Genomic DNA, 20,034 nt, shown 5'->3' on the forward strand with positions numbered 1-20,034 from the left:
TGCTTATTCTCCTATTTGATTTGTGAACGCCTCTATTAATTCCGAAACATTGAAAGGCTGACCTTCAACTTTATTGTAACGAGACACTTGCAATCCCAGATTTTTTTCCATTAAGTAGCCGGCAAATTGACCATTATTCTGTTCGGCAACGATAATATTATCAAACTTATTTAATATCTCATTTGTATTTGATGGCAAAGGACTGATAAAGCGGAAATGAGCCAAAGCCACTTTTTGTCCGGCATCATTCATTTTTTCTACAGCCTCGCGCAGATGTCCGTAAGTGCCACCCCAACCAACAACTAACAAATCTGCATCTTCTGCTCCTAATAGTTCTAACTTTGGAATATGATTTGCAATCTCATCAACTTTAGCCTGACGGGCATCTACCATTTTTTGGTGATTTCCCGGATGAGTAGATATTGCCCCAGTATTATAGTCTTTTTCGAGTCCACCTATACGATGCATATAACCTTTCTGACCAGCAGCTGCCCAATAACGTGCTTTATTCCTCTCATCTCTAAGGGCAGGAGTCCAGCTAGCCTCATCGACTAAAGTCTCATCGTGAGGAACAATAGTAGGATATTTATCTAAATCCGGAATTCTCCATGCAGAAGAGCCATTAGCAATATAACCATCCGTTAACAATATTACAGGAGTAATATGCTCCAATGCTACTTTGGATGCCCAATACGCCATATCGAAACAATCGGTAGGACTTGCCGCTGCCATCACCACAATTGGACTTTCACCGTTTCGTCCATACAAAGCCTGACGCAAATCGGTCTGTTCTGTCTTTGTAGGCAATCCGGTAGAAGGACCTCCACGCTGTACATCAATAATAACTAAAGGTAATTCAGCCATTACTGCAAGACCTATAGCCTCACCTTTCAGCGCGAGCCCCGGACCTGAAGTTGATGTTGCAGCCAAATTCCCAGCAAAGCTAGCTCCTATAGAGGTACAAATACCGGCAATTTCATCCTCTGCCTGTACTGTTTTAACTCCAAGCTGATTGAATTTTGCCAATTCGTGTAATATATCTGTTGCCGGAGTAATAGGATATGACCCTAGAAACAATGGTCTGCCCGATTTTTCAGAGGCAGCGATCAAACCGTAAGCCGTAGCTGTATTCCCATTTACATCCAGATAAAAGCCTTTCTCCACATCTACAGTTTCAACACGGTACGATGATATTGTCATATCGGTATTTTGCCCATAGTTGAAGCCATCAGCCAACACTTTCAAGTTTGCTTGTACCAATAAAGGTTTTTTAGCAAACTTAGCCGACAACATATGATTGGCTACATCTAGGGGACGATTAAATAACCAGCAAACCAATCCTAGAGCAAACATATTCTTACAGCGAACTTTTGATTTCGCATCTAAATCCATTTCAGCCAAACTATCTTTGGTTAAGGATGTTATTGGCACAGAAATCACTTGCTGTGTCGTTAAGCCTAACTCTGCAAATGGATTATCTGTAGCAAAAAGAGCTTTCTCCAGATCTCTTTTTGAGAAAGAGTCCTGATCTACAACTATTACTGAGTCTTTTTTCAGATGATTTACATTCACCTTCAGTGCAGCAGGATTCATTGCTACCAATACATCTGACTGATCGCCAGAGTTATAAATTTTATTTCCTAAGTGAACCTGAAAACCCGACACTCCGGATAGAGTTCCTTGAGGAGCTCTGATTTCAGCCGGATAATCCGGGAACGTAGCTATTTGGTTTCCAAAAATGGCTGACAGATTAGAGAAAATTGTTCCCGTTAACTGCATACCATCACCGGAATCACCCGAAAATCGAATAACTACATCCTTGACGTCTTTTACTTTTACCGTGTTTCTCATTATATAATAATATTTATATCATACATTCATCAATGAACAAAGTAAAAAAGTATTCATTAATAAACCAATATATTCGAGGCAAAAAACAAGTATGGTAATTTTTATTACCATATAATTAAAACTACTAGAATTTAGTCTCTCAATAAGATTTAGTTCCCTTAGAATAATAACTCCAGATCACATCACCGACAAAGACCTCTAGGCTTCTATTCTCTTATAAATTTTGAGCAAAAAGCTATTGTTTTTTTCACCCCCTCAATGTTATCCCAATCAAGTTTCTCAGCCTTTATAAAATCTTCAATTTCAACTTCATGCCCCTTAAACAATTTAGTCAGACTCGATTTTTTAGTCACATTCTTCAATTTACCTTTAATCTTTATATAATAAAAATTATTTGGTTTGACCACATAAGACTCATTTACACTTAACCCTGTAAAGCCTGACGGAGTATATATTGAAGTCTTACTATCTATAGACGAGGAAGGATTCTTCATACCATAAGCACCTACCTTTCCTTCTGAGAACATATCTGAGTGCCACCTTATATATAAGTAAACATTATTATCAACAGGAACCCTCTCATAAAATGATCCATTTTTGATATGTTCAAAAATGCGTTCATTGATCTTTAAAATTAAAATAGCAGAAGGATTAGCTACCTCCATCACTGTAGAATCTCTTGCTACAAAAACCAGTTTTTCATTAACTGTATTATAGTTAAATAAACCTTCACTCTTACCTCCATCTTTATATATCAGCACTCCTTCCTCAAAAACATCCAATAAAAATGGAGTCTCTCTATGCTGAGCACAAACTATATTAACAAAAGTGACTGTTATAATTAACAAAACCATTTTTAATCTCATAACATTCCCTTATTTAGTAAAACAAATACTTACATAACAAATATAGCTAAATTAGAAAAGCAAACATCACTAGGTATCTTTTATATAAAGATTATAATATTAGAGTATTATCTATCTCTAAAAAGCCAAGTCTCTTAATTGCTAAACCTACTATTTATTTTTATAACTTTGTATGTTATTAAAAATGATTTGAAATGCCAGTTAATATACCAAACAATCTTCCGGCAATAGAAATATTAAAGAAAGAGAATATCTTCGTTATGAGTGAACTAAGGGCTAATATGCAAGACATACGCCCCCTTCGTGTACTCATTCTCAACTTAATGCCTATAAAGATTACTACCGAAACGGATCTGATCCGTTTATTATCGAATAATCCGTTGCAGGTTGAGATCGATTTCTTAAAACTGGAAACTCATATTTCAAAAAATACATCTGAAGAACATCTACTTATGTTTTACAAAAACTTCAGTGAGATTAAAGAGGATTACTACGATGGAATGATTATTACCGGCGCACCTGTAGAACTATTAAAATATGAAGAAGTTAACTACTGGCCTGAGATCTCATCTATTTTTGACTGGGCAAGAACGCATGTTACTTCTACCCTATACATCTGCTGGGCTGCACAAGCTGCTTTATATCATTTCTATGGAGTAGACAAGCACGTTCTTTCCGAAAAAATGTTTGGCGTATTCAAGCACTCTATTCACAATAAGAAGTTTCCTTTATTTAGAGGTTTCGATGATGAGTTTTATATTCCTCACAGCAGACATACCGAAGTTACCAGAGAAGACATCCTTAAGGCTAAGGATTTAACAATATTATCAGAATCGGATGATTCTGGTGTTGGCATAGTTATGTCAAGAGGTGGACGTGAATTTTACCTGACAGGGCATTCCGAATACGCTCCATATACACTACATAATGAATATGCCAGAGATGTAGAGAAAGGACTTCCCATAAAGGTTCCTATCAACTATTACAAAAATGACAATCCGAATAATGCTCCCGTCATGAGGTGGGCTGGTCATGGAAACCTATTATTCAACAACTGGTTAAACTACTTTGTTTATCAGGAAACGCCATACGATAAAACTCAAATTAAAAATTTGGGGAACATACAACCTATAACAGAATAGATCTTGTTAAAAACTAGAAAGATAGAACTTTTAGCCCCTGCCAAGAATCTTGAATGCGGAATAGAGGCTATTAATCATGGTGCCGATGCTGTATACATTGGCGCTCCAAAATTCAGCGCGCGTGCTGCTGCAGGAAACACACTGGAAGATATCACCTTACTGGCAGAACATGCACATTTATACAATGCGAAAGTCTATGTCGCACTTAATACAATATTAAACGACAAAGAGCTGAAAGATGCCGAGCGCCTCATCTGGCAACTTTATAACGATGCGAAAGCTGATGCTCTTATCATCCAAGATATGGGTATTACTAAACTATCACTTCCTCCAATTCCTCTGCATGCAAGTACACAAATGGACAACAGAGGTATTGAGAAAGTAAAGTTTCTTGAAGAAGCAGGTTTCAGTCAAATTGTTTTAGCCCGCGAATTGACAGTAGATGAAATACATGACATTGCTGCTCAGACAAAAACTCCATTGGAAGTATTTGTGCATGGTGCATTATGTGTCTCGTATAGTGGACAATGCTTTTTGAGTCAGGTTTTATCAGGACGCAGCGCAAATAAGGGAGCTTGTGCCCAATATTGCCGTCTGCCATACGACCTTTCTGATGCTGAGGGTGAAGAAATATTAAATAAAAAGCATCTTTTATCAATGAAAGACCTTAATCTTTCCGAGAATTTAGAAGAATTGTTAGATGCCGGAGCCTCGTCCTTAAAAATAGAAGGGCGTCTTAAAGATATTTCATACGTAAAAAATACTGTCGCTTATTATCGCAAAAAGCTAGATGAAATTATTGCCCGAAGACCTGAGTACATAAGAGCTTCTTCGGGGACATCCTCTTATATCTTTGAACCTAGCCTGAGCAAAAGCTTCAATAGAGGCTTTACTAACTATTTCTTTCACAACCGTTCGAAAGAGATATGGTCTATCGACTCTCCCAAAGCCATAGGCGAACCTATCGGAAAAATAACAGAGGTCACGACGAAATACATAAAGATAAATACAACTAAAAAGCTCAACAATGGCGATGGTCTTTGTTTCTTTAACTATAAAAGAGAGCTTGAAGGTATGCAGGTTAATCGCGTAGAGGGTGACATTATTTATCCAGCAACTGTACCCAATGTAAAGAAGGGAACATTTATATATAGAAACTTTGACCATGAGTTTGAAAAAAACTTATCAAAGAAAACAGCAGAGCGAAAAATTTCGGCAACAATAGAAATCTCCGAGATTCCTTTTGGTTACTCTCTGAGAATAACTGACGAAGATGACAATTATGCTATACTAAACTTCGAATACGAGAAGCAGGTTGCCCAAAAGGATCAGAGTGAAAACATAAAGAACAATCTGAGCAAAACAGGAGGAACAATCTTCCTTATCGATCAAGTTCTCATCGATTTTCAGTCTAGTTGGTTTATCCCTGCATCTGTCCTGTCCGAATGGAGAAGACAACTTGTGGACAAACTTCTATCCGTTCGAAAAATACGATACAGACAAGACATTGTTCATTTTAAGCAGACATCACATCCATATCCGGTTAAGAATATAACTTACCTTGGCAATGTGATGAACGAAATGAGCAAGCAGTTTTATGAGCAACATCAATCTACAGTTTCACAGCCTGCAATAGAGAGACAAGTACAGGAAGGAGTTCCATTGATGTTCACTCGTCATTGTATCAAACAATCGTTAGGCTGGTGCCCTAAAGAACAAACGGAAAAACGCCCTTACATAGAGCCTTTCTTTTTGACATATAACAACACCAAACTGCGACTATCGTTCGACTGCAAGGCTTGCGAAATGAAAGTTTTCAATGAAAACAGCAGCAGGCAATAGACATATTGATATTTTACGTATCTTTGAAAGATATTATTGAGGCTATAAGTGTATGCTAAAAAAGATTTTCAAATATAGCTGGCCTCCAGCTATTGTAGCAATAATTATATTTTATTTGTGTTGCTTACTTCCAAGTAAGGATATTCCCGATGTTGGATTCGACTTTTTTATTCCGGCTGACAAAATCGTTCATTTTTTGATGTATTTCGGACTGTCATTAGTCGCCTCTTTCAACTATATTTACGATAAAAACGGAAATATTATTATCCTTAAACTGATCATTTTTGCTATTTGCATTCCGATTCTGTACGGAGGGGTAATAGAAATTATACAGGACAATTATTTTCAAGGAAGAAGTGGTGACTGGTACGACTTTTTAGCCGATACACTAGGGGCTATTGCTTCCATTCCTTTTTCCTTATGGTTTAGACGTTTTTTATTAAACAGACAAGAATTAGAACAAGAAGTATGAAAAAACTATTAATTTGCTTAATCAGCCTATTATTTATATCGTATAACACATACGGACAAAATGGGTACGAATATCAATACAAAGTAAAAGTGGGAGAAATAGCTCCCGATTTTGAAATGGAACTCCCTTCCGGAGAAAAAGTTAAGCTATCTTCACTGAGGGGAAAAGTTGTAATGTTACAATTTACTGCAAGCTGGTGCGGCGTATGTCGCAAGGAGATGCCACATATAGAAAAAGAAATCTGGCTAAAACATAAAGACAATCCGAACTTTGCTCTCTACGGAATTGACAGGGAAGAACCTGCCGAGACGGTTGAAAAATTTGCCAAGGCAACAAAGGTTACCTACCCTATCGGTCTTGATCCTACAGCTGACATTTTCGGATTATATGCAGAGAAGACAGCCGGAATCACAAGAAATATTATCATCGACAAGGACGGAAAAATAGTTATGCTCACCAGACTGTTTAAAATGGAAGAGTTTAACGAAATGGTAGAACTTATAGACTCTCTATTAGCTGAGAAATAAACAATGAATGTAGTAATAATCAGATACAATGCAGGTAATATTTTTTCTGTAAAGAATGCTCTAAAGCGTGTAGGGATAGAGCCTGTCATCACATCCGACAAGGAGCTTATACGGAAGGCAGACAAAATTATATTTCCCGGAGTTGGAGAAGCCAGCTCAACAATGCTACATTTAAAAAAATCGGGATTAGATCAATTAATCCCTGAGTTAAAACAGCCTGTTCTCGGTATCTGTCTGGGTATGCAAGTAATGTGCTCTCATTCAGAAGAAGGCAATGTTGATTGTCTTGGCATATTCGACGCGGAAGTGAAACGCTTCATCCCACAAAGTAAGGAGGACAAAGTTCCTCACATGGGTTGGAATAATCTAATGAATACGAAAAGTGCTATTTTTGACACTTCCATTGAAGATCAATTCGTTTATTTTGTACATAGTTATTATGTACCATTGAACGAACATACTGCTGCAACAACGGACTACATACTTCCATTCAGTGCAGCATTAAACAAAGACAATTTTTATGCGACACAATTCCATCCAGAGAAAAGCGGTGTAGTTGGAGAAGGAATTTTAAATAACTTTTTATCAAATACTAAATAAGAATACTATGAGTAAATATGATGATTTAAGCAAACTAGAAGAGCTTAGAGCCCAAGGTGCTATTACAGAAGAAGAACTTCAACGAGAAAAACAAAATATACTCAACAGCTCTAACCAAGACACTGTTGGCGGGATGGATGAGAAAACATACATTACATTAATGCATCTTTCTCAATTTGCTGGCCTTATTATTCCTGGTCTAGGTTTTATTGCTCCTATCGTTATGTGGTTGATAAAATCGAAAGAAAATACTAACATAGACAAGCATGGTAAGAACATTGCAAATTTCTTGCTCAGCATGATAATCTACGCAGTAGTTTCAGGTATTCTCGTCATCGTACTTATAGGCATACCTATGCTTATAGCATTGGGCTTAATCGAAATAGTGTTCATCATTATTGCTGCAGTAAAAGCATCTAACGGCGAGTATTGGAAATACCCTCTTGCTATTCCGTTCTTCAAATAAAAGAAAATATGATAGAAATAATTCCGGCAATTGATATTATCGACGGCAAATGTGTTCGGCTTTCGCAAGGTGACTACAACGAAAAGAAAGTTTACAATGAAGATCCATTAGAGGTAGCCAAGATGTTCGAAGATGCAGGTATAAAGCGCCTACATCTTGTTGACTTGGATGGAGCAAAAGCCAAACATATTGTCAACACCTCTGTCCTTGAAAAAATAGCGACAAACACCAAGCTCATTATCGACTTTGGAGGAGGTGTGCAAAGCGACAAGGATATAGAGATTGCCTTCAATGCCGGAGCTTCTATGGTTACCGGAGGGAGTATCGCTGTTCGCAACAGAGAATTATTCTCCGGCTGGATAGATAAATTTGGCAACGACCGTATTATATTAGGCGCCGATTGTAAAGACCACAAGATAGCTGTATCGGGTTGGCAAGAAGCAACCTCTCTGGACATACTTGACTTTATACAAGATTATACCCAGAAAGGAATTACTAAAGTTGTTTGTACCGATATTAGTAAAGATGGGATGTTGCAAGGTCCATCTATCGATCTTTACAAAGAGATTCTATCTTCTTTTCCTGAACTATACCTAATAGCAAGCGGGGGAGTCAGTTGTTTCCAAGATATTCTTGATCTGGAATCAGCCGGTGTACCTGCCGTTATTTTAGGAAAAGCGATATATGAAAATAGAGTGACACTTAAAGAATTAAGCAGAAGCTAATCTGATTAGAAATTAAACATTTATCTATATATACAGATAGATGTAAGAAGAACAAGGAAGCTCTAAACAAGATAAAGAAAACTGTAACCTTTGTTACTTTTTAGTTAAAATAGAAACACATAATATGTTAGCAAAAAGAATTATTCCATGCCTTGATGTAAAAGATGGCAAAACTGTAAAAGGAACAAACTTTGTTAACCTGCGAGAAGCTGGCGACCCTGTCGAATTGGCTATCCAATATAGCGAACAAGGAGCAGATGAGCTTGTTTTCCTCGATATTACAGCATCTTTCGAAGAACGCAAAACATTTATTGATTTAGTCAAACGCATTGCTGAAAACATAAGTATTCCGTTTACTATAGGAGGTGGAATAAATGAGGTTTCGGATGTAGACCGCTTGCTGAATGCCGGAGCTGATAAAGTTTCTTTAAATTCCATTGCTGTCAGAAACCCTCAAATAATAACAGATATTGCAAAAAACTTTGGTTCTCAGGTATGTGTTTGTGCAATAGATGCTAACTTTGAAGATGATAAATGGATCTGCTATACAAGTGGCGGACGAAACAGGACTGATAAAGAATTATTCTCTTGGGCCAAGGAAGCTGAAAATCTTGGTGCAGGCGAAATTCTCTTTACCAGCATGAGCCATGATGGCGTAAAAACCGGATATCCGAATGAAGCTTTACGACATCTGCACGATACGCTAAATATTCCGGTTATTGCTTCCGGAGGAGCAGGCAAAATGGAGCATTTCAAAGATGTTTTCATTGAAGGAAAAGCCGATGCTGCATTAGCTGCCAGTGTTTTTCATTTTGGCGAAATAAAGATTAAAGAGTTAAAAGATTATTTGAGACAAGAAAAAATAAATATACGATGACACTCGATTTTGAAAAAGTTGGAGGATTGATCCCTGCAATAATACAAGACAACGAAACCAGCAAAGTATTGATGCTGGGCTATATGAACGAAGATGCGCTGAAAAAGACACAGGAAACCGGCAAAGTGACATTCTTCAGCCGTACAAAACAACGTCTTTGGACAAAGGGCGAAGAAAGTGGAAATTTCTTGAATGTTGTAAGCATCAAGGATGACTGCGATCATGATACTCTTCTTATTAAGGTTAATCCAGTTGGTCCAGTTTGCCATACGGGAGCCGATACCTGCTTTGAGGAAGAAAATAAAGAAGACATTTTATTCTTCAAATACCTTCAACACTTTATAGAGAAAAGATATAAAGAAATGCCTGAAGGTTCGTATACAACATCGCTCTTCCAGTCGGGAGTAAATCGAATGGCTCAAAAAGTTGGAGAGGAAGCTATTGAGTCTGTTATAGAAGCATGTAATGGAACTGACGACCGCTTGATATACGAATCTGCTGATATGCTATATCACCTTATTGTATTACTTACATCAAAAGGACTTAGCATAGAAGACCTTTCTCGCGAATTGCAAAAAAGACACAAAAAGTAAAAAGGAGAAGAACTATAATTACTACTTTTCGTTATTAGAAATAGATATTTGCTTAAATAGGACTTAGTATGAATTCAGAAAAAGACATTATCATAAAATACCAAGGTGTAGAGTTAGACAGAGATGGCAATAACATACTGTCGGACATCAACATATCTATATGCGAAGGCGAATTTATATATCTAATAGGAAAAGTTGGTTCGGGAAAAAGTACTTTTTTGAAAAGTCTTTATTACGAAATACCCTTCAGCAAAGGAAGTGGTAGAATTCTTGATTACGAATTAACAAGCCTTAAGAAGAAAGACATTCCTTTTCTTCGACGAAAAGTTGGAATTGTTTTTCAGGACTTCCAACTGCTAATAGACCGTACAGCTGCAAAAAATCTTGAATTTGTATTGCGTGCTACCGGATGGAGCAACAAAGGTCTTATTGAGATGAGAATAGAAGAAGTTCTCACTAAAGTAGGAATGCAAAACAAAGGCTACAAAATGCCTCACGAACTTTCGGGTGGAGAGCAACAGCGTATAGCCATAGCTAGGGCATTACTAAATTCACCTGAAGTTATCCTTGCCGATGAGCCTACCGGAAATCTAGACCCTGAGACTGGGACACAGATCGTGAAGCTATTACATTCAATTGCAGAATCAGGGACTGCTGTTATTATGTCGACACATAACTATGCCGTAGTACAAAAATATCCGGGAAGAATTATCAGATGTGAAGACGGAGTGCTTAAAGATGTAAAATTAAATAATTAGGAATAGACGAATCATGGAAATAAGGAAACTAAACATTTCGAATGAGCAGGAAATAACATTTATAGAGAATCTTTATATAGAATCATTCCCTTTAAGTGAACGGCGTCCTGTTGACGAAATGCTGGATCTTTATAAAAATGATTCTTCTTTTATTATCTCTAATGCTATTAATGAAAATCAACCAGTCGGCTTTCTTACCCACTGGGATCTGAACAAATTCATTTTTGCCGAACACTTTGCGATCTCCCCTCAATTCAGAAATGGAGGTTTTGGACAGAAAGTTATGGATTTATTTATAGCCCAAACAAACAAACCTATCGTCTTGGAAGTAGAGCTGCCAACTACAATTTTGTCAGAACGACGAATTGGCTTTTATCAACGTATCGGATTCCGTTTGTGGGAAGAGGTACAGTACCAACAGCCATCTTATTATAAGGGAGGAAATGCCATCCCGATGAAACTAATGTCATACGGGAATATTAATATTGAAAAAGACATTAAGGACATACGAAACGATATATACTCAAGAGTATACAAATACTAATCTTTAATAAAAAGGGAGAAAAATCACTTCCACGAATTATAATTTCGGGCATAATTGATATCAATAGTACCTTCTTCTATCTGCAGAACGATTGCTTCAATAGCCGAATCTTTACCATCCGGATCATATTCAGCTTTCAAGCTGTTTCCAAACAAGCTGGCAAAGGCATTATAGAAAGTAGCTTTAAAACTGCCAAGTAAAGCTTTTACTATATTATATGACGATGTATTACATTCGCGGTCAACTAGTTTTATCAATATTTTCCCTTGTGTTTTGGTCATCTTCTTCATTTTGGGCTTATACTCTGCCATCAAGTATTTCTGTACATCTTCCAGATACTTTTGCTTTTCTTTTTCAGTAGGTAGTGTCTGCATATACTCATAAGTTTCGATGATAGAGTAAGCAATAACTTTTGCATATGGATAAGCTATTCTGACATCTCTTACCAGCTTCGAATAAGCTTGTCGTTCTTTCTCATTTTTGAATTTCATCGGAGCAAAGACATGAACCGGTCGCAAGGGAACAAGTGCAGCTGAATCTCCTTGATACATAAGCCATGTCTCCTGATAAGCATCAACTTCATCCTGAGACTTTACTGTCGCAGAGAGAAGGAATAATAGAGATAATATGGCTACAATACGCATCATTGTTAAATGTATATAGTTACTCAAATATACAAGAAAATAAGAAACGTAGATTTAATTTAGGATAAATTATAGGAAAAGGTCTTCTTTATCTCAACTTGGAATATTTTCTTATAAACTTAAGGTAGTATGCTGCAAGAATACTTTTTTGATATATTGTTTCTGGAGTAGAGACTTTAGCTTTACATAGATTTTCTTGACGCGACTCCCTATAGTCCCTCCTATTGTCATAGAAGTCTTTGTGCGCCCTGATTACCTCTTTTGCATTAACATAACTTCCTGTAAGAGTAAATTGTATTGCTGCCACATAATCCAAAATCAAGCGAATGACCATAACCCTTTTCAGATGCCTTTGAGGCAAGTTTTTATAAAGCATCAGTAAGTTATTCCTAAAGTTGAGATATGTTTTGCGCGGACTTTCTTTCTTCAGTGTTGCAGCGCCTACATGATAAACAGTCGACTGAGGAATACAAACAACCCTACGTCCTCTGCAATTCAGCCTCCAACACAGATCTATCTCCTCCATATGAGCAAAGAATGAAGCATCAAAACCTCCTGTTTCAAAAAAATCATTGGAGCGTATTACCAAACATGCACCTGTCGCCCAAAGCACATCTATTGGCATATCATATTGCCCAAGATCTTCCTCCACAGCTTTGAAAATACGCCCTCTGCAAAAAGGATATCCAAAGCGGTCTATAAATCCTCCGGAAGCCCCAGCATATTCAAAATACGATCTATTTCTTTGAGATAAAATTTTAGGTTGTGCAGCTGCTACATCCAAATTTGAGTCCAGATATGATGCTATTGGAGTAAGCCAGTCTTTCGTTACTTCTACATCTGAATTTAACAGCACAAAGTATTCTGCTTCAACCTGCTCTAAGCCTTTATTGTATCCACCGGCAAAACCATAGTTCTGAAACAATTGAACAATCCTTACCTGAGGATATGATGCGGACAAAAAGCCAATAGAATCATCCGTAGATCCATTATCAATAACAACTAACTCAATATCAGGTACGGTAGAATATTCTACAACAGAAGGAAGGAACTCTTCTAAAAGCTTCTTTCCATTCCAGTTAAGTATAACTACTGCTATTTTCTTCATTTACGTTGAGCTTGTTCTACTTCTTCTCTAGTTCTTTTCCATCTCTTGTGAGTCCATAACCAATAAGCTGGATTGCGAAGAATCGTTTTCTCCATCATCCGAATATAATCCTCTGTTATTTTAAACTCTGGTTCTTCTTTAGGCGAGTCTGTTACCAGATTAACTTTTGCATTATAACATCCTCTACCTACTTTTTCTATATCAAGATAGACGACAGCAAATCCTGTTTTCTTAGCAATTCGCTCTACACCTGTAAAGACAGGAGTATCCTGATTCAAAAAATCTGTCCAATAATGAATATTCATTATTGAAGGGGTTTGGTCGGCCATGAAGCCTATAATAATTTGCTTGTTTTCCCTGCGTAATTTTACGATTGTACGCAATGTGTCATTTTTGGGAATTGCTAACGAACCAAAACGACTACGTATTTTCAGGAAAATATCATCAATGGATTTATTCCTAAGAGGTTTATATATTTCACCTAAATTACGATTCTCCTCCCCTTTAAAAGATAAGGTTATAGAAGTAACCCATTCCCAATTGCAATAATGTCCCAAATACATAAGAACAGAATTGCCATCTTCCATAAGATCTTTAACTAGCTCAACATTTTCAAACTTCATTCGTCGGCTCATTTCTTCGTCCGAAATATGCAAAAGCTTGATTGTCTCTACGAAGTAGTCACAAAAATGATGATAAAACTCTTTTTCAATAATGCTTCTTTCCTCATCTGTTTTATCAGGGAAAGATGCTCTCAAATTCTGCCTTACAACTTTCAGGCGATATCTGATTATTTTATATACTAAAACATACAATATATCCGACAATACATACAATGCCCAAAAAGGAAGAAGAGCATGCAAGTACATCCAAGAATATACAATGTAGTAAAGTATCTTATTCATCATTTACCTACTAGAGCAGTTTTGTCATTATTAAATTCGCCTAATGTCACTAGTTCCACAACATTTGCTTTTGCTTGGTCAAAAGGAGCTTCTACTTTAACGTAATTTTCAGTAAATCCATACATTACGTCGCCATGTTGCGTATGCTCAAACAAGACTTTTCTTGTAGTTCCTTGTTGCGATTTATAAAATGCATGTAACTTAGCTTCAGACAAATCTAATAAAATTTTACTTCGTGCATGCTTTGTTTTGGTATCAACCTCATGTTCTATTTTAAGAGCCTGCGTATTTGGACGCTCCGAATATGTAAAGACATGCAATTGTGAAAAATCAAGACTTTCTAAAAACAGACGACTTTCTTCGAAGTACTCATCTGTTTCACCCCTCGTTCCCACAATAACATCCACTCCTATAAAAGCATCGGGAATAATCGATTTTATTTTTTCTATCTTATGTCTGAATAAGGCTGTATCATACCTGCGTCGCATCAATTTAAGCACTTCGTCCGAACCTGCCTGCAACGGAATATGAAAGTGAGGAGCAAATCGCTTAGATTTAGCTACAAAATCTATTATTTCGTCAGTCAGCAAATTAGGTTCTATTGATGATATACGGTAGCGCTCTATACCCTCTACCTCATCAAGAGCCTTCACCAGATCGAAGAATGTTTCACCTGTTGTCTTCCCAAAATCACCAATATTTACTCCGGTAAGAACAATTTCCTTACCTCCTTTGGCAACGACGTCTTTCGCTTGTTGAACCATCGAATCTATCGTACCATTACGACTTCTACCTCTGGCAAAAGGAATTGTACAAAAAGAACAGAAATAGTCACATCCGTCCTGTACTTTCAGAAAATAACGGGTTCTGTCATCCTGAGAACAAGAAGGAACAAACACTCTTATCTGATTTGTCTTAGTCGTATAAGCAGTACCCTTATCCTTCTTCTTCAGCTCATCCAGATAAGCGACTACATCTAGCTTCTGTTCAGAACCTAGTACAATATCAACTCCATCGATATTTGCTATTTCCTCCGGTTTTAATTGTGCATAACAACCTGTTACAATAATATAAGCTCCGGGATTTTCTTTTATCATCTTGCGTACTGCCTGCCTACACTTCTTATCAGCCAGTTCGGTTACAGAACAAGTATTTATTACACATATATCAGCACGCTCGCCATCTCTTGCTTTACGGACTCCTATTTGCGAGAGCTGTTTACCTATAGCTGAAGTCTCCGCAAAATTGAGTTTACATCCCAAAGTCAAATAAGCTGCGGTTTTATTCTCAAATATTGAATTATCTATCATTGTTTAGTGAAAAGCCTAAATAAGTTATTTTAAGTAATATAGTGTCTTATCTCCCAAAACACATTTTTAATAAGGCGTACAAAATTACACATTTGTATCAAATTAAGCTATAAAATACTTGCGGATTATAAGGAGACTCTCTATTTTTGCACAAAATCATTCAAAATGAGCAAAAATTATGATTAAAGAAAATTTTGTTGAATTATACGAAAATAGCTTCAAAAACAACTGGGATTTGCCCGCACTCTCTGATTATTCTGAAAAGAAAACTCTACATTATAAAGATTTAGCTAAAGAGATAGCTCGCATACACATCCTATTAGAAGCTGCTCAAATAAAAAAAGGAGATAAAATAGCCCTTATCGGAAAAAACAATATACCTTGGTGTGTAACATACCTTGCTGTGGTTACTTACGGTGCTGTAATCGTACCTATTCTACAAGATTTCCATACGGATAGCGTTCAGCACATCATCAACCATTCCGATTCGGTTCTTTTATTTACGAGCAACCAGATATGGGATGCGATAGATGAGGACTCTACCCCCGCCATCAGAGGAGCTTTTAGCATCAATAATCTTGATTTTAAATGCTTATATCAACAAAAGAGCGAAAGCCTATCAAATATCGTTGCTACTCTCGATGACAAAATGAACACAAAATATCCTGATGGATATACTATTGAAGATATAAAATATGCAAAGGTAGATAACTCTGAGCTTGTACTTATTAATTATACATCAGGTACAACGGGCTTTAGCAAAGGAGTTATGCTTACAGCGAATAACCTAGCAGGAAACGTTACTCATTCTCACAAGTTGGAATTGTTATTCAGAGGACAAAACATTGTATCATTCCTTCCTTTAGCACATGCTTATGGTTGTGCTTTCGAGTTTTTATATGCATTATCAACAGGAGCACATGTTACATTATTAGGCAAAGCTCCATCACCTAAGATTCTTTCCGAAGCTTTTGCTGAGATTAAGCCAAACCTTATTATATCTGTTCCTCTAGTAATAGAAAAAATATATAAGAAATCGATTTTACCTCAGATAGAAAAACCGGCTATCAAAATGGCTCTGAAAATTCCTATTATTCGAGACCAAATATATGCAAAAATAAGAAAAGGATTGATGGAAGGTTTAGGCGGAAATTTCACTGAGGTTATCATCGGAGGAGCTGCATTCAACAGTGAGGTAGAGGCATTCTTGTATAAAATAAAATTCCCATTCACAGTAGGCTATGGGATGACCGAATGTGCCCCCCTAATCTCTTATGCCCACAACTATGACTTCGTCCCAACTTCGTGCGGAAAGCCATTGGAGGGAATAATGGAAGTAAGAATTGATTCTCCAGATCCTCAGAATGTGGTTGGAGAAATACAAGTGAGAGGCGAAAATGTAATGATAGGATATTACAAGAACGAAGATGCAACCAAAGCTACTTTCACAGAAGACGGATGGTTAAAGACAGGTGATTTAGGAACACTTGGAAAAGACAATAGACTATATATCAGAGGTCGTAGCAAAACAATGTTGCTTGGACCGAATGGGCAGAATATATTTCCAGAAGAAATAGAAGCCAGACTTAACAATATGCCTTTTGTTTTAGAATGTCTTGTGGTAGAGAGAAATGGGAAATTAGTAGCCTTAGCTCATCCCGATTTTGAAGCAATGGATGCTGCACATGTTGACCATGATATGCTACCTGCAATAATGGAAGAGAATAGACAAAGCCTGAACAAAATGCTGGCTAGCTACGAACAGATTTCAGCGATACAGATATTCCCTAGCGAATTTGAGAAGACGCCAAAGAAAAGTATTAAGAGATATTTATACGAAAACTAATTAATAAACAGCACATTAGAACACAGGAAGTATTTTATATTAAATTTCCTAGAAAAATTTCAAAAAAAAACCTAAACATGCTATATAACATGTAAAGGTTTTTTTTACCTTTGCGCCGTGTTATGGGAAATAACACAAGTAAACATATACGTTTAAAGTATTAATTAGAAAAGAAAATGAAAAAATTAGTTTTATCTGCTGTTGCTATCTTAGCAATCTCTTTTGCATCATGTGGTGGTAACAAAGCTCAAGAAGAAGCAACTCAAGAAGTAGAAGCTGTACAAGAAGAAGTTATTACTGAAGTAAAAGCTGCTACTGACTCAGCTGTACAAGTTGTAGATTCTCTTGTAAACGAAACTGTTGCTCAATAATCCAGCAGACAGCAATAAAAGAAATTGTAGACCTATATGAGTATTCATATAGGTTTTTTGTTTTCTTTACAGTTTATAACAAGAACTGATTTACTCGTGATTGATGCAAAAAAGAAAAGACATATTTGACCTCAAGTCAATGCTTGATAGTAAAGTTGAGCAATACAATACAAGTGACTTTATCAAGGATGATCCTATCTGTATTCCTCATCTCTTCTCAAAAAAAGAAGATATTGAGATAATGGGTTTCTTTGCTGCCATTTTTGCATGGGGACAAAGAAAAACTATTATAAACAAGTGTAAAGAACTAGCCGAGCGGATGGACAATAGCCCTTATGATTTCATTAAAAACCACAAGGACACTGATCTCACTAAGCTATTAGGCTTCAAACATCGCACATTCAATGACTCTGATCTCCTCTATTGCATCGACTTCACGCAAAGACATTACTCAATGTTTGAAAGTCTGGAAGACGCCTTTTTCCCGACAGAAGATACAAACGTAGAGAAAGCTTTAAACCATTTTCAGGAATACTTTTTCGATTCGCCAAATACACTACAACGAACTAGAAAGCACATTCCATCTCCAAAACAAAAGTCTGCATGCAAAAGACTCAACTTGTATCTACGATGGATGGTACGAAAAGATAAGAATGGTGTAGACTTCGGTTTATGGGAAAAAGCCAAACCTAAAGATCTCATTATCCCTTTAGATCTGCATGTAGAGCGAACTGCACATAAGCTAGGATTATTAAAGAGAGACAAGCCTGATTGGAGTGCAACAATGGAGCTAACAGAGAACCTAAGATTACTGGATATCAACGATCCTGTAAAATACGATTATGCTTTATTCGGAATATCTGTAGAAGAAAAAAATATAATTAAGAAAACCTAACAAGCATTATTTATACATGCTCAGGTATTTTTTTTACTATATTTGCGACTATATACGATCATAAAACGACAAAAAGGATGGGGAAATTATACGTTGTACCAACACCTGTTGGCAACTTAGAGGATATGACTTTCAGGGCAATACGCATACTAAAAGAAGTAAGCCTGATCCTTGCTGAAGATACTCGTACAACTGGTATTTTGTTGAAACATTTCGATATACAAAATAAAATGCAGTCGTACCATAAATTCAACGAGCATAAAGTCGTAGCACAGATTGTAGATCGAATAAATGCAGGAGAAGACATAGCCCTTGTCTCCGATGCAGGTACTCCTGGTATATCCGACCCCGGTTTTTTAGTAATAAGAGAATGTACTAAAGCCAATATAGAGATTGTATGTTTACCCGGAGCAACAGCTTTCGTTCCCGCATTGGTAGCATCAGGTATTCCTTCCGATCATTTTTGCTTCGAAGGTTTTCTTCCTCAAAAGAAAGGAAGAATGACCCGATTAAAAACTTTAGCTGAGGAAACTCGCACTATAGTTTTTTATGAGTCCCCTCACAGAGTATTAAAAACTCTAACTCAACTATCTGAATATATGGGAGAAGAACGATATGCCGCTACTTGTCGCGAGATCTCGAAAGTATACGAAGAAATACGTAGAGGCACTCTTTCCGAACTCATTTCACACTTTTCCATGAACGAACCCCGAGGTGAATTTGTTATTATCTTATCGGGGAAGGATCTGGATAAAATTAACAATAAAGAAACTAACAAGTAAATTATTTGTATATGAAAAAATTATTTGTAGCAGGCCTATGCTTATTAGCCATGGCTTCATGTAACGTAAAAAACTCAGATGAATATAAGGCTGTACAAGCCGAAAAAGATTCATTATTGCAAATTGTAAATCAAAGCAACAGCGAATTAACTGAAACGAACGCTTTAATTAATGAGATAGAAGAAAATTTCAAACAAATTAGAGAGGCTGAAAAATATTTGACATTAGAATCAAAGAACAAAGGAGAAATGTCGAGAGATACAAAAGCTCGAGTAAAAGACAACTTCGAAATGATCAACGAAATTCTTAAAAAGAATAAGGCAGATATAGAAAAATTAAACAAAAAACTAGGCAGCAACACTGGGCAGATGTCTAGCCTTAAAGGCACTATCGATAGATTAAATAAAGAGTTAACAGAAAGAGCCAGTACAATAAACGAACTACAAACTTCTTTAGCTACACGTGATGCTCAAATAGCTTTACTGCAAACAAACGTAGATAGCCTGACTCAAAATGTAGTTATACTATCTGAACAAACATCTGATCAAGCTGCTAAAATAAAAGAGCAAGACAAAGAGTTGAATACAGCTTATTACATGTTTGGAACATCTAAAGAATTAAAAGAAGCAAAAGTAGTAACTGGCGGATTCTTAGTATCACCTAAAATATTAAATGAAGGAATAGAAAAGAGTAAATTCATCCGCATTGATATTAGAGATACCAAAAGTATTCCTATGTATGACAAGAAAGCAAAACTTCTTTCTGATCATCCTAAAGACAGTTATACACTAGACAAAAACGAAAAAGGAGAGATTGTAGTTAATATTACCGATTACAAACGCTTCTGGAGTCTATCTAAGTTTTTGATTGTAGAAGTAGGATAATTTCATTATCATTCATACAATAGAAG

At 36.6% G+C, this 20,034-nt stretch carries 22 protein-coding genes; 16 read left to right on the forward strand and 6 right to left on the reverse strand.

Going from position 1 to position 20,034, the window contains the following annotated elements; genetic code table 11:
• Window positions 1-3 precede the first annotated feature (3 nt).
• Window positions 4-1,851 (reverse strand): 2-oxoacid:acceptor oxidoreductase subunit alpha, encoded by a 1,848-nt coding sequence (locus DHU68_RS08155; RefSeq protein WP_108822475.1) that lies wholly within the window; start codon window positions 1,849-1,851, stop codon window positions 4-6.
• Between the two features lie 206 nt (window positions 1,852-2,057).
• Window positions 2,058-2,717 carry a hypothetical protein gene (locus tag DHU68_RS08160; protein WP_160111105.1) on the reverse strand — a complete coding sequence of 220 codons (660 nt, stop codon included), beginning with the start codon at window positions 2,715-2,717 and terminating at the stop codon, window positions 2,058-2,060.
• A gap of 194 nt (window positions 2,718-2,911) precedes the next feature.
• On the opposite strand from DHU68_RS08160, the gene metA reads away from it, so the two are divergent.
• From metA to DHU68_RS08215, 11 genes are all read left to right on the forward strand, one after another.
• Window positions 2,912-3,859 (forward strand): homoserine O-succinyltransferase, encoded by a 948-nt coding sequence (gene metA, locus DHU68_RS08165; RefSeq protein ID WP_108822477.1) that lies wholly within the window; start codon window positions 2,912-2,914, stop codon window positions 3,857-3,859.
• A gap of 3 nt (window positions 3,860-3,862) precedes the next feature.
• Entirely contained in the window at window positions 3,863-5,701 is a 1,839-nt protein-coding gene (locus DHU68_RS08170; RefSeq protein ID WP_108822478.1) for a U32 family peptidase, read from the forward strand.
• Window positions 5,702-5,753: 52 nt separating this feature from the next.
• Window positions 5,754-6,173 carry a VanZ family protein gene (locus DHU68_RS08175; RefSeq protein ID WP_108822479.1) on the forward strand — a complete coding sequence of 140 codons (420 nt, stop codon included), beginning with the start codon at window positions 5,754-5,756 and terminating at the stop codon, window positions 6,171-6,173.
• The gene (locus DHU68_RS08180) at window positions 6,170-6,700 is read left to right on the forward strand and encodes a TlpA disulfide reductase family protein (RefSeq protein ID WP_108822480.1); all 531 of its coding nucleotides are present in this window, start codon (window positions 6,170-6,172) and stop codon (window positions 6,698-6,700) included. Before DHU68_RS08175 ends, DHU68_RS08180 begins: the two co-directional genes overlap by 4 nt.
• A 3-nt stretch (window positions 6,701-6,703) precedes the next feature.
• Window positions 6,704-7,300, forward strand: a complete 597-nt coding sequence (gene hisH, locus DHU68_RS08185; RefSeq protein ID WP_108822481.1) for an imidazole glycerol phosphate synthase subunit HisH — start codon at window positions 6,704-6,706, stop codon at window positions 7,298-7,300.
• A 7-nt stretch (window positions 7,301-7,307) separates the two neighbouring features.
• Window positions 7,308-7,766, forward strand: a complete 459-nt coding sequence (locus DHU68_RS08190; RefSeq protein ID WP_108822482.1) for a DUF4870 domain-containing protein — start codon at window positions 7,308-7,310, stop codon at window positions 7,764-7,766.
• 8 nt (window positions 7,767-7,774) lie between these two features.
• The gene (gene hisA / locus DHU68_RS08195; protein WP_108822483.1) at window positions 7,775-8,491 is read left to right on the forward strand and encodes a 1-(5-phosphoribosyl)-5-[(5-phosphoribosylamino)methylideneamino]imidazole-4-carboxamide isomerase; all 717 of its coding nucleotides are present in this window, start codon (window positions 7,775-7,777) and stop codon (window positions 8,489-8,491) included.
• A gap of 124 nt (window positions 8,492-8,615) precedes the next feature.
• On the forward strand, window positions 8,616-9,368 hold the full coding sequence (gene hisF / locus DHU68_RS08200; protein WP_108822484.1) for an imidazole glycerol phosphate synthase subunit HisF: 753 nt from the start codon (window positions 8,616-8,618) through the stop codon (window positions 9,366-9,368).
• A complete protein-coding gene (gene hisIE / locus DHU68_RS08205; RefSeq protein ID WP_108822485.1) occupies window positions 9,365-9,961 on the forward strand; it encodes a bifunctional phosphoribosyl-AMP cyclohydrolase/phosphoribosyl-ATP diphosphatase HisIE in 597 nt (198 codons plus the stop codon). Before hisF ends, hisIE begins: the two co-directional genes overlap by 4 nt.
• A 68-nt stretch (window positions 9,962-10,029) precedes the next feature.
• Window positions 10,030-10,719 carry a cell division ATP-binding protein FtsE gene (locus tag DHU68_RS08210; RefSeq protein ID WP_108822486.1) on the forward strand — a complete coding sequence of 230 codons (690 nt, stop codon included), beginning with the start codon at window positions 10,030-10,032 and terminating at the stop codon, window positions 10,717-10,719.
• Window positions 10,720-10,732: 13 nt separating this feature from the next.
• Window positions 10,733-11,263 (forward strand): GNAT family N-acetyltransferase, encoded by a 531-nt coding sequence (locus DHU68_RS08215; protein WP_108822487.1) that lies wholly within the window; start codon window positions 10,733-10,735, stop codon window positions 11,261-11,263.
• A gap of 23 nt (window positions 11,264-11,286) precedes the next feature.
• On the opposite strand, the gene DHU68_RS08220 is transcribed toward DHU68_RS08215, so the two are convergent.
• From DHU68_RS08220 to mtaB, 4 genes are all read right to left on the reverse strand, one after another.
• Window positions 11,287-11,910, reverse strand: coding sequence for a DUF4294 domain-containing protein (locus DHU68_RS08220; protein WP_108822488.1), 624 nt, complete (start codon window positions 11,908-11,910; stop codon window positions 11,287-11,289).
• Window positions 11,911-11,995: 85 nt separating this feature from the next.
• Window positions 11,996-13,015 carry a glycosyltransferase family 2 protein gene (locus DHU68_RS08225; RefSeq protein WP_108822489.1) on the reverse strand — a complete coding sequence of 340 codons (1,020 nt, stop codon included), beginning with the start codon at window positions 13,013-13,015 and terminating at the stop codon, window positions 11,996-11,998.
• Complete coding sequence (locus tag DHU68_RS08230; protein WP_185117497.1) at window positions 13,012-13,923, reverse strand: lysophospholipid acyltransferase family protein; 912 nt, start codon at window positions 13,921-13,923, stop codon at window positions 13,012-13,014. The genes DHU68_RS08225 and DHU68_RS08230 overlap by 4 nt, the downstream gene beginning before the upstream one ends.
• The gene (mtaB, locus tag DHU68_RS08235) at window positions 13,920-15,230 is read right to left on the reverse strand and encodes a tRNA (N(6)-L-threonylcarbamoyladenosine(37)-C(2))-methylthiotransferase MtaB (protein ID WP_108822490.1); all 1,311 of its coding nucleotides are present in this window, start codon (window positions 15,228-15,230) and stop codon (window positions 13,920-13,922) included. The genes DHU68_RS08230 and mtaB overlap by 4 nt, the downstream gene beginning before the upstream one ends.
• A gap of 178 nt (window positions 15,231-15,408) precedes the next feature.
• Here mtaB and DHU68_RS08240 point away from each other — a divergent pair, with 178 nt between their 5' ends.
• The 5 genes from DHU68_RS08240 to DHU68_RS08260 all read left to right on the forward strand — a co-directional run bounded on the left by DHU68_RS08240 (window position 15,409) and on the right by DHU68_RS08260 (window position 20,008).
• On the forward strand, window positions 15,409-17,076 hold the full coding sequence (locus DHU68_RS08240; protein ID WP_108822491.1) for an AMP-binding protein: 1,668 nt from the start codon (window positions 15,409-15,411) through the stop codon (window positions 17,074-17,076).
• A gap of 176 nt (window positions 17,077-17,252) precedes the next feature.
• Window positions 17,253-17,447 (forward strand): hypothetical protein, encoded by a 195-nt coding sequence (locus tag DHU68_RS08245; protein WP_108822492.1) that lies wholly within the window; start codon window positions 17,253-17,255, stop codon window positions 17,445-17,447.
• 103 nt (window positions 17,448-17,550) lie between these two features.
• Window positions 17,551-18,342, forward strand: coding sequence for a TIGR02757 family protein (locus DHU68_RS08250; protein WP_108822493.1), 792 nt, complete (start codon window positions 17,551-17,553; stop codon window positions 18,340-18,342).
• Window positions 18,343-18,419: 77 nt separating this feature from the next.
• Window positions 18,420-19,124, forward strand: coding sequence for a 16S rRNA (cytidine(1402)-2'-O)-methyltransferase (gene rsmI, locus DHU68_RS08255; protein ID WP_108822494.1), 705 nt, complete (start codon window positions 18,420-18,422; stop codon window positions 19,122-19,124).
• An 11-nt stretch (window positions 19,125-19,135) separates the two neighbouring features.
• Complete coding sequence (locus tag DHU68_RS08260; RefSeq protein ID WP_108822495.1) at window positions 19,136-20,008, forward strand: hypothetical protein; 873 nt, start codon at window positions 19,136-19,138, stop codon at window positions 20,006-20,008.
• The last annotated feature ends 26 nt before the right edge of the window (window positions 20,009-20,034 follow it).

This window comes from Dysgonomonas sp. Marseille-P4361 (assembly GCF_900343125.1).
Taxonomy (GTDB): domain Bacteria; phylum Bacteroidota; class Bacteroidia; order Bacteroidales; family Dysgonomonadaceae; genus Dysgonomonas.

Bases quoted from the DNA above. Each gene is read 5' to 3' on its own strand.
- DHU68_RS08245 (WP_108822492.1), top strand. From the start codon at position 17,253: ATGAAAAAATTAGTTTTATCTGCTGTTGCTATCTTAGCAATCTCTTTT.
- DHU68_RS08160 (WP_160111105.1), bottom strand. From the start codon at position 2,717: ATGAGATTAAAAATGGTTTTGTTAATTATAACAGTCACTTTTGTTAAT.
- DHU68_RS08215 (WP_108822487.1), top strand. From the start codon at position 10,733: ATGGAAATAAGGAAACTAAACATTTCGAATGAGCAGGAAATAACATTT.
- DHU68_RS08190 (WP_108822482.1), top strand. From the start codon at position 7,308: ATGAGTAAATATGATGATTTAAGCAAACTAGAAGAGCTTAGAGCCCAA.
- DHU68_RS08210 (WP_108822486.1), top strand. From the start codon at position 10,030: ATGAATTCAGAAAAAGACATTATCATAAAATACCAAGGTGTAGAGTTA.
- mtaB (WP_108822490.1), bottom strand. From the start codon at position 15,230: ATGATAGATAATTCAATATTTGAGAATAAAACCGCAGCTTATTTGACT.
- DHU68_RS08175 (WP_108822479.1), top strand. From the start codon at position 5,754: ATGCTAAAAAAGATTTTCAAATATAGCTGGCCTCCAGCTATTGTAGCA.
- hisIE (WP_108822485.1), top strand. From the start codon at position 9,365: ATGACACTCGATTTTGAAAAAGTTGGAGGATTGATCCCTGCAATAATA.
- rsmI (WP_108822494.1), top strand. From the start codon at position 18,420: ATGGGGAAATTATACGTTGTACCAACACCTGTTGGCAACTTAGAGGAT.
- DHU68_RS08260 (WP_108822495.1), top strand. From the start codon at position 19,136: ATGAAAAAATTATTTGTAGCAGGCCTATGCTTATTAGCCATGGCTTCA.
- DHU68_RS08180 (WP_108822480.1), top strand. From the start codon at position 6,170: ATGAAAAAACTATTAATTTGCTTAATCAGCCTATTATTTATATCGTAT.
- metA (WP_108822477.1), top strand. From the start codon at position 2,912: ATGCCAGTTAATATACCAAACAATCTTCCGGCAATAGAAATATTAAAG.
- DHU68_RS08220 (WP_108822488.1), bottom strand. From the start codon at position 11,910: ATGATGCGTATTGTAGCCATATTATCTCTATTATTCCTTCTCTCTGCG.
- hisF (WP_108822484.1), top strand. From the start codon at position 8,616: ATGTTAGCAAAAAGAATTATTCCATGCCTTGATGTAAAAGATGGCAAA.
- DHU68_RS08230 (WP_185117497.1), bottom strand. From the start codon at position 13,923: ATGATGAATAAGATACTTTACTACATTGTATATTCTTGGATGTACTTG.
- hisH (WP_108822481.1), top strand. From the start codon at position 6,704: ATGAATGTAGTAATAATCAGATACAATGCAGGTAATATTTTTTCTGTA.
- DHU68_RS08155 (WP_108822475.1), bottom strand. From the start codon at position 1,851: ATGAGAAACACGGTAAAAGTAAAAGACGTCAAGGATGTAGTTATTCGA.
- hisA (WP_108822483.1), top strand. From the start codon at position 7,775: ATGATAGAAATAATTCCGGCAATTGATATTATCGACGGCAAATGTGTT.
- DHU68_RS08225 (WP_108822489.1), bottom strand. From the start codon at position 13,015: ATGAAGAAAATAGCAGTAGTTATACTTAACTGGAATGGAAAGAAGCTT.
- DHU68_RS08240 (WP_108822491.1), top strand. From the start codon at position 15,409: ATGATTAAAGAAAATTTTGTTGAATTATACGAAAATAGCTTCAAAAAC.
- DHU68_RS08250 (WP_108822493.1), top strand. From the start codon at position 17,551: ATGCAAAAAAGAAAAGACATATTTGACCTCAAGTCAATGCTTGATAGT.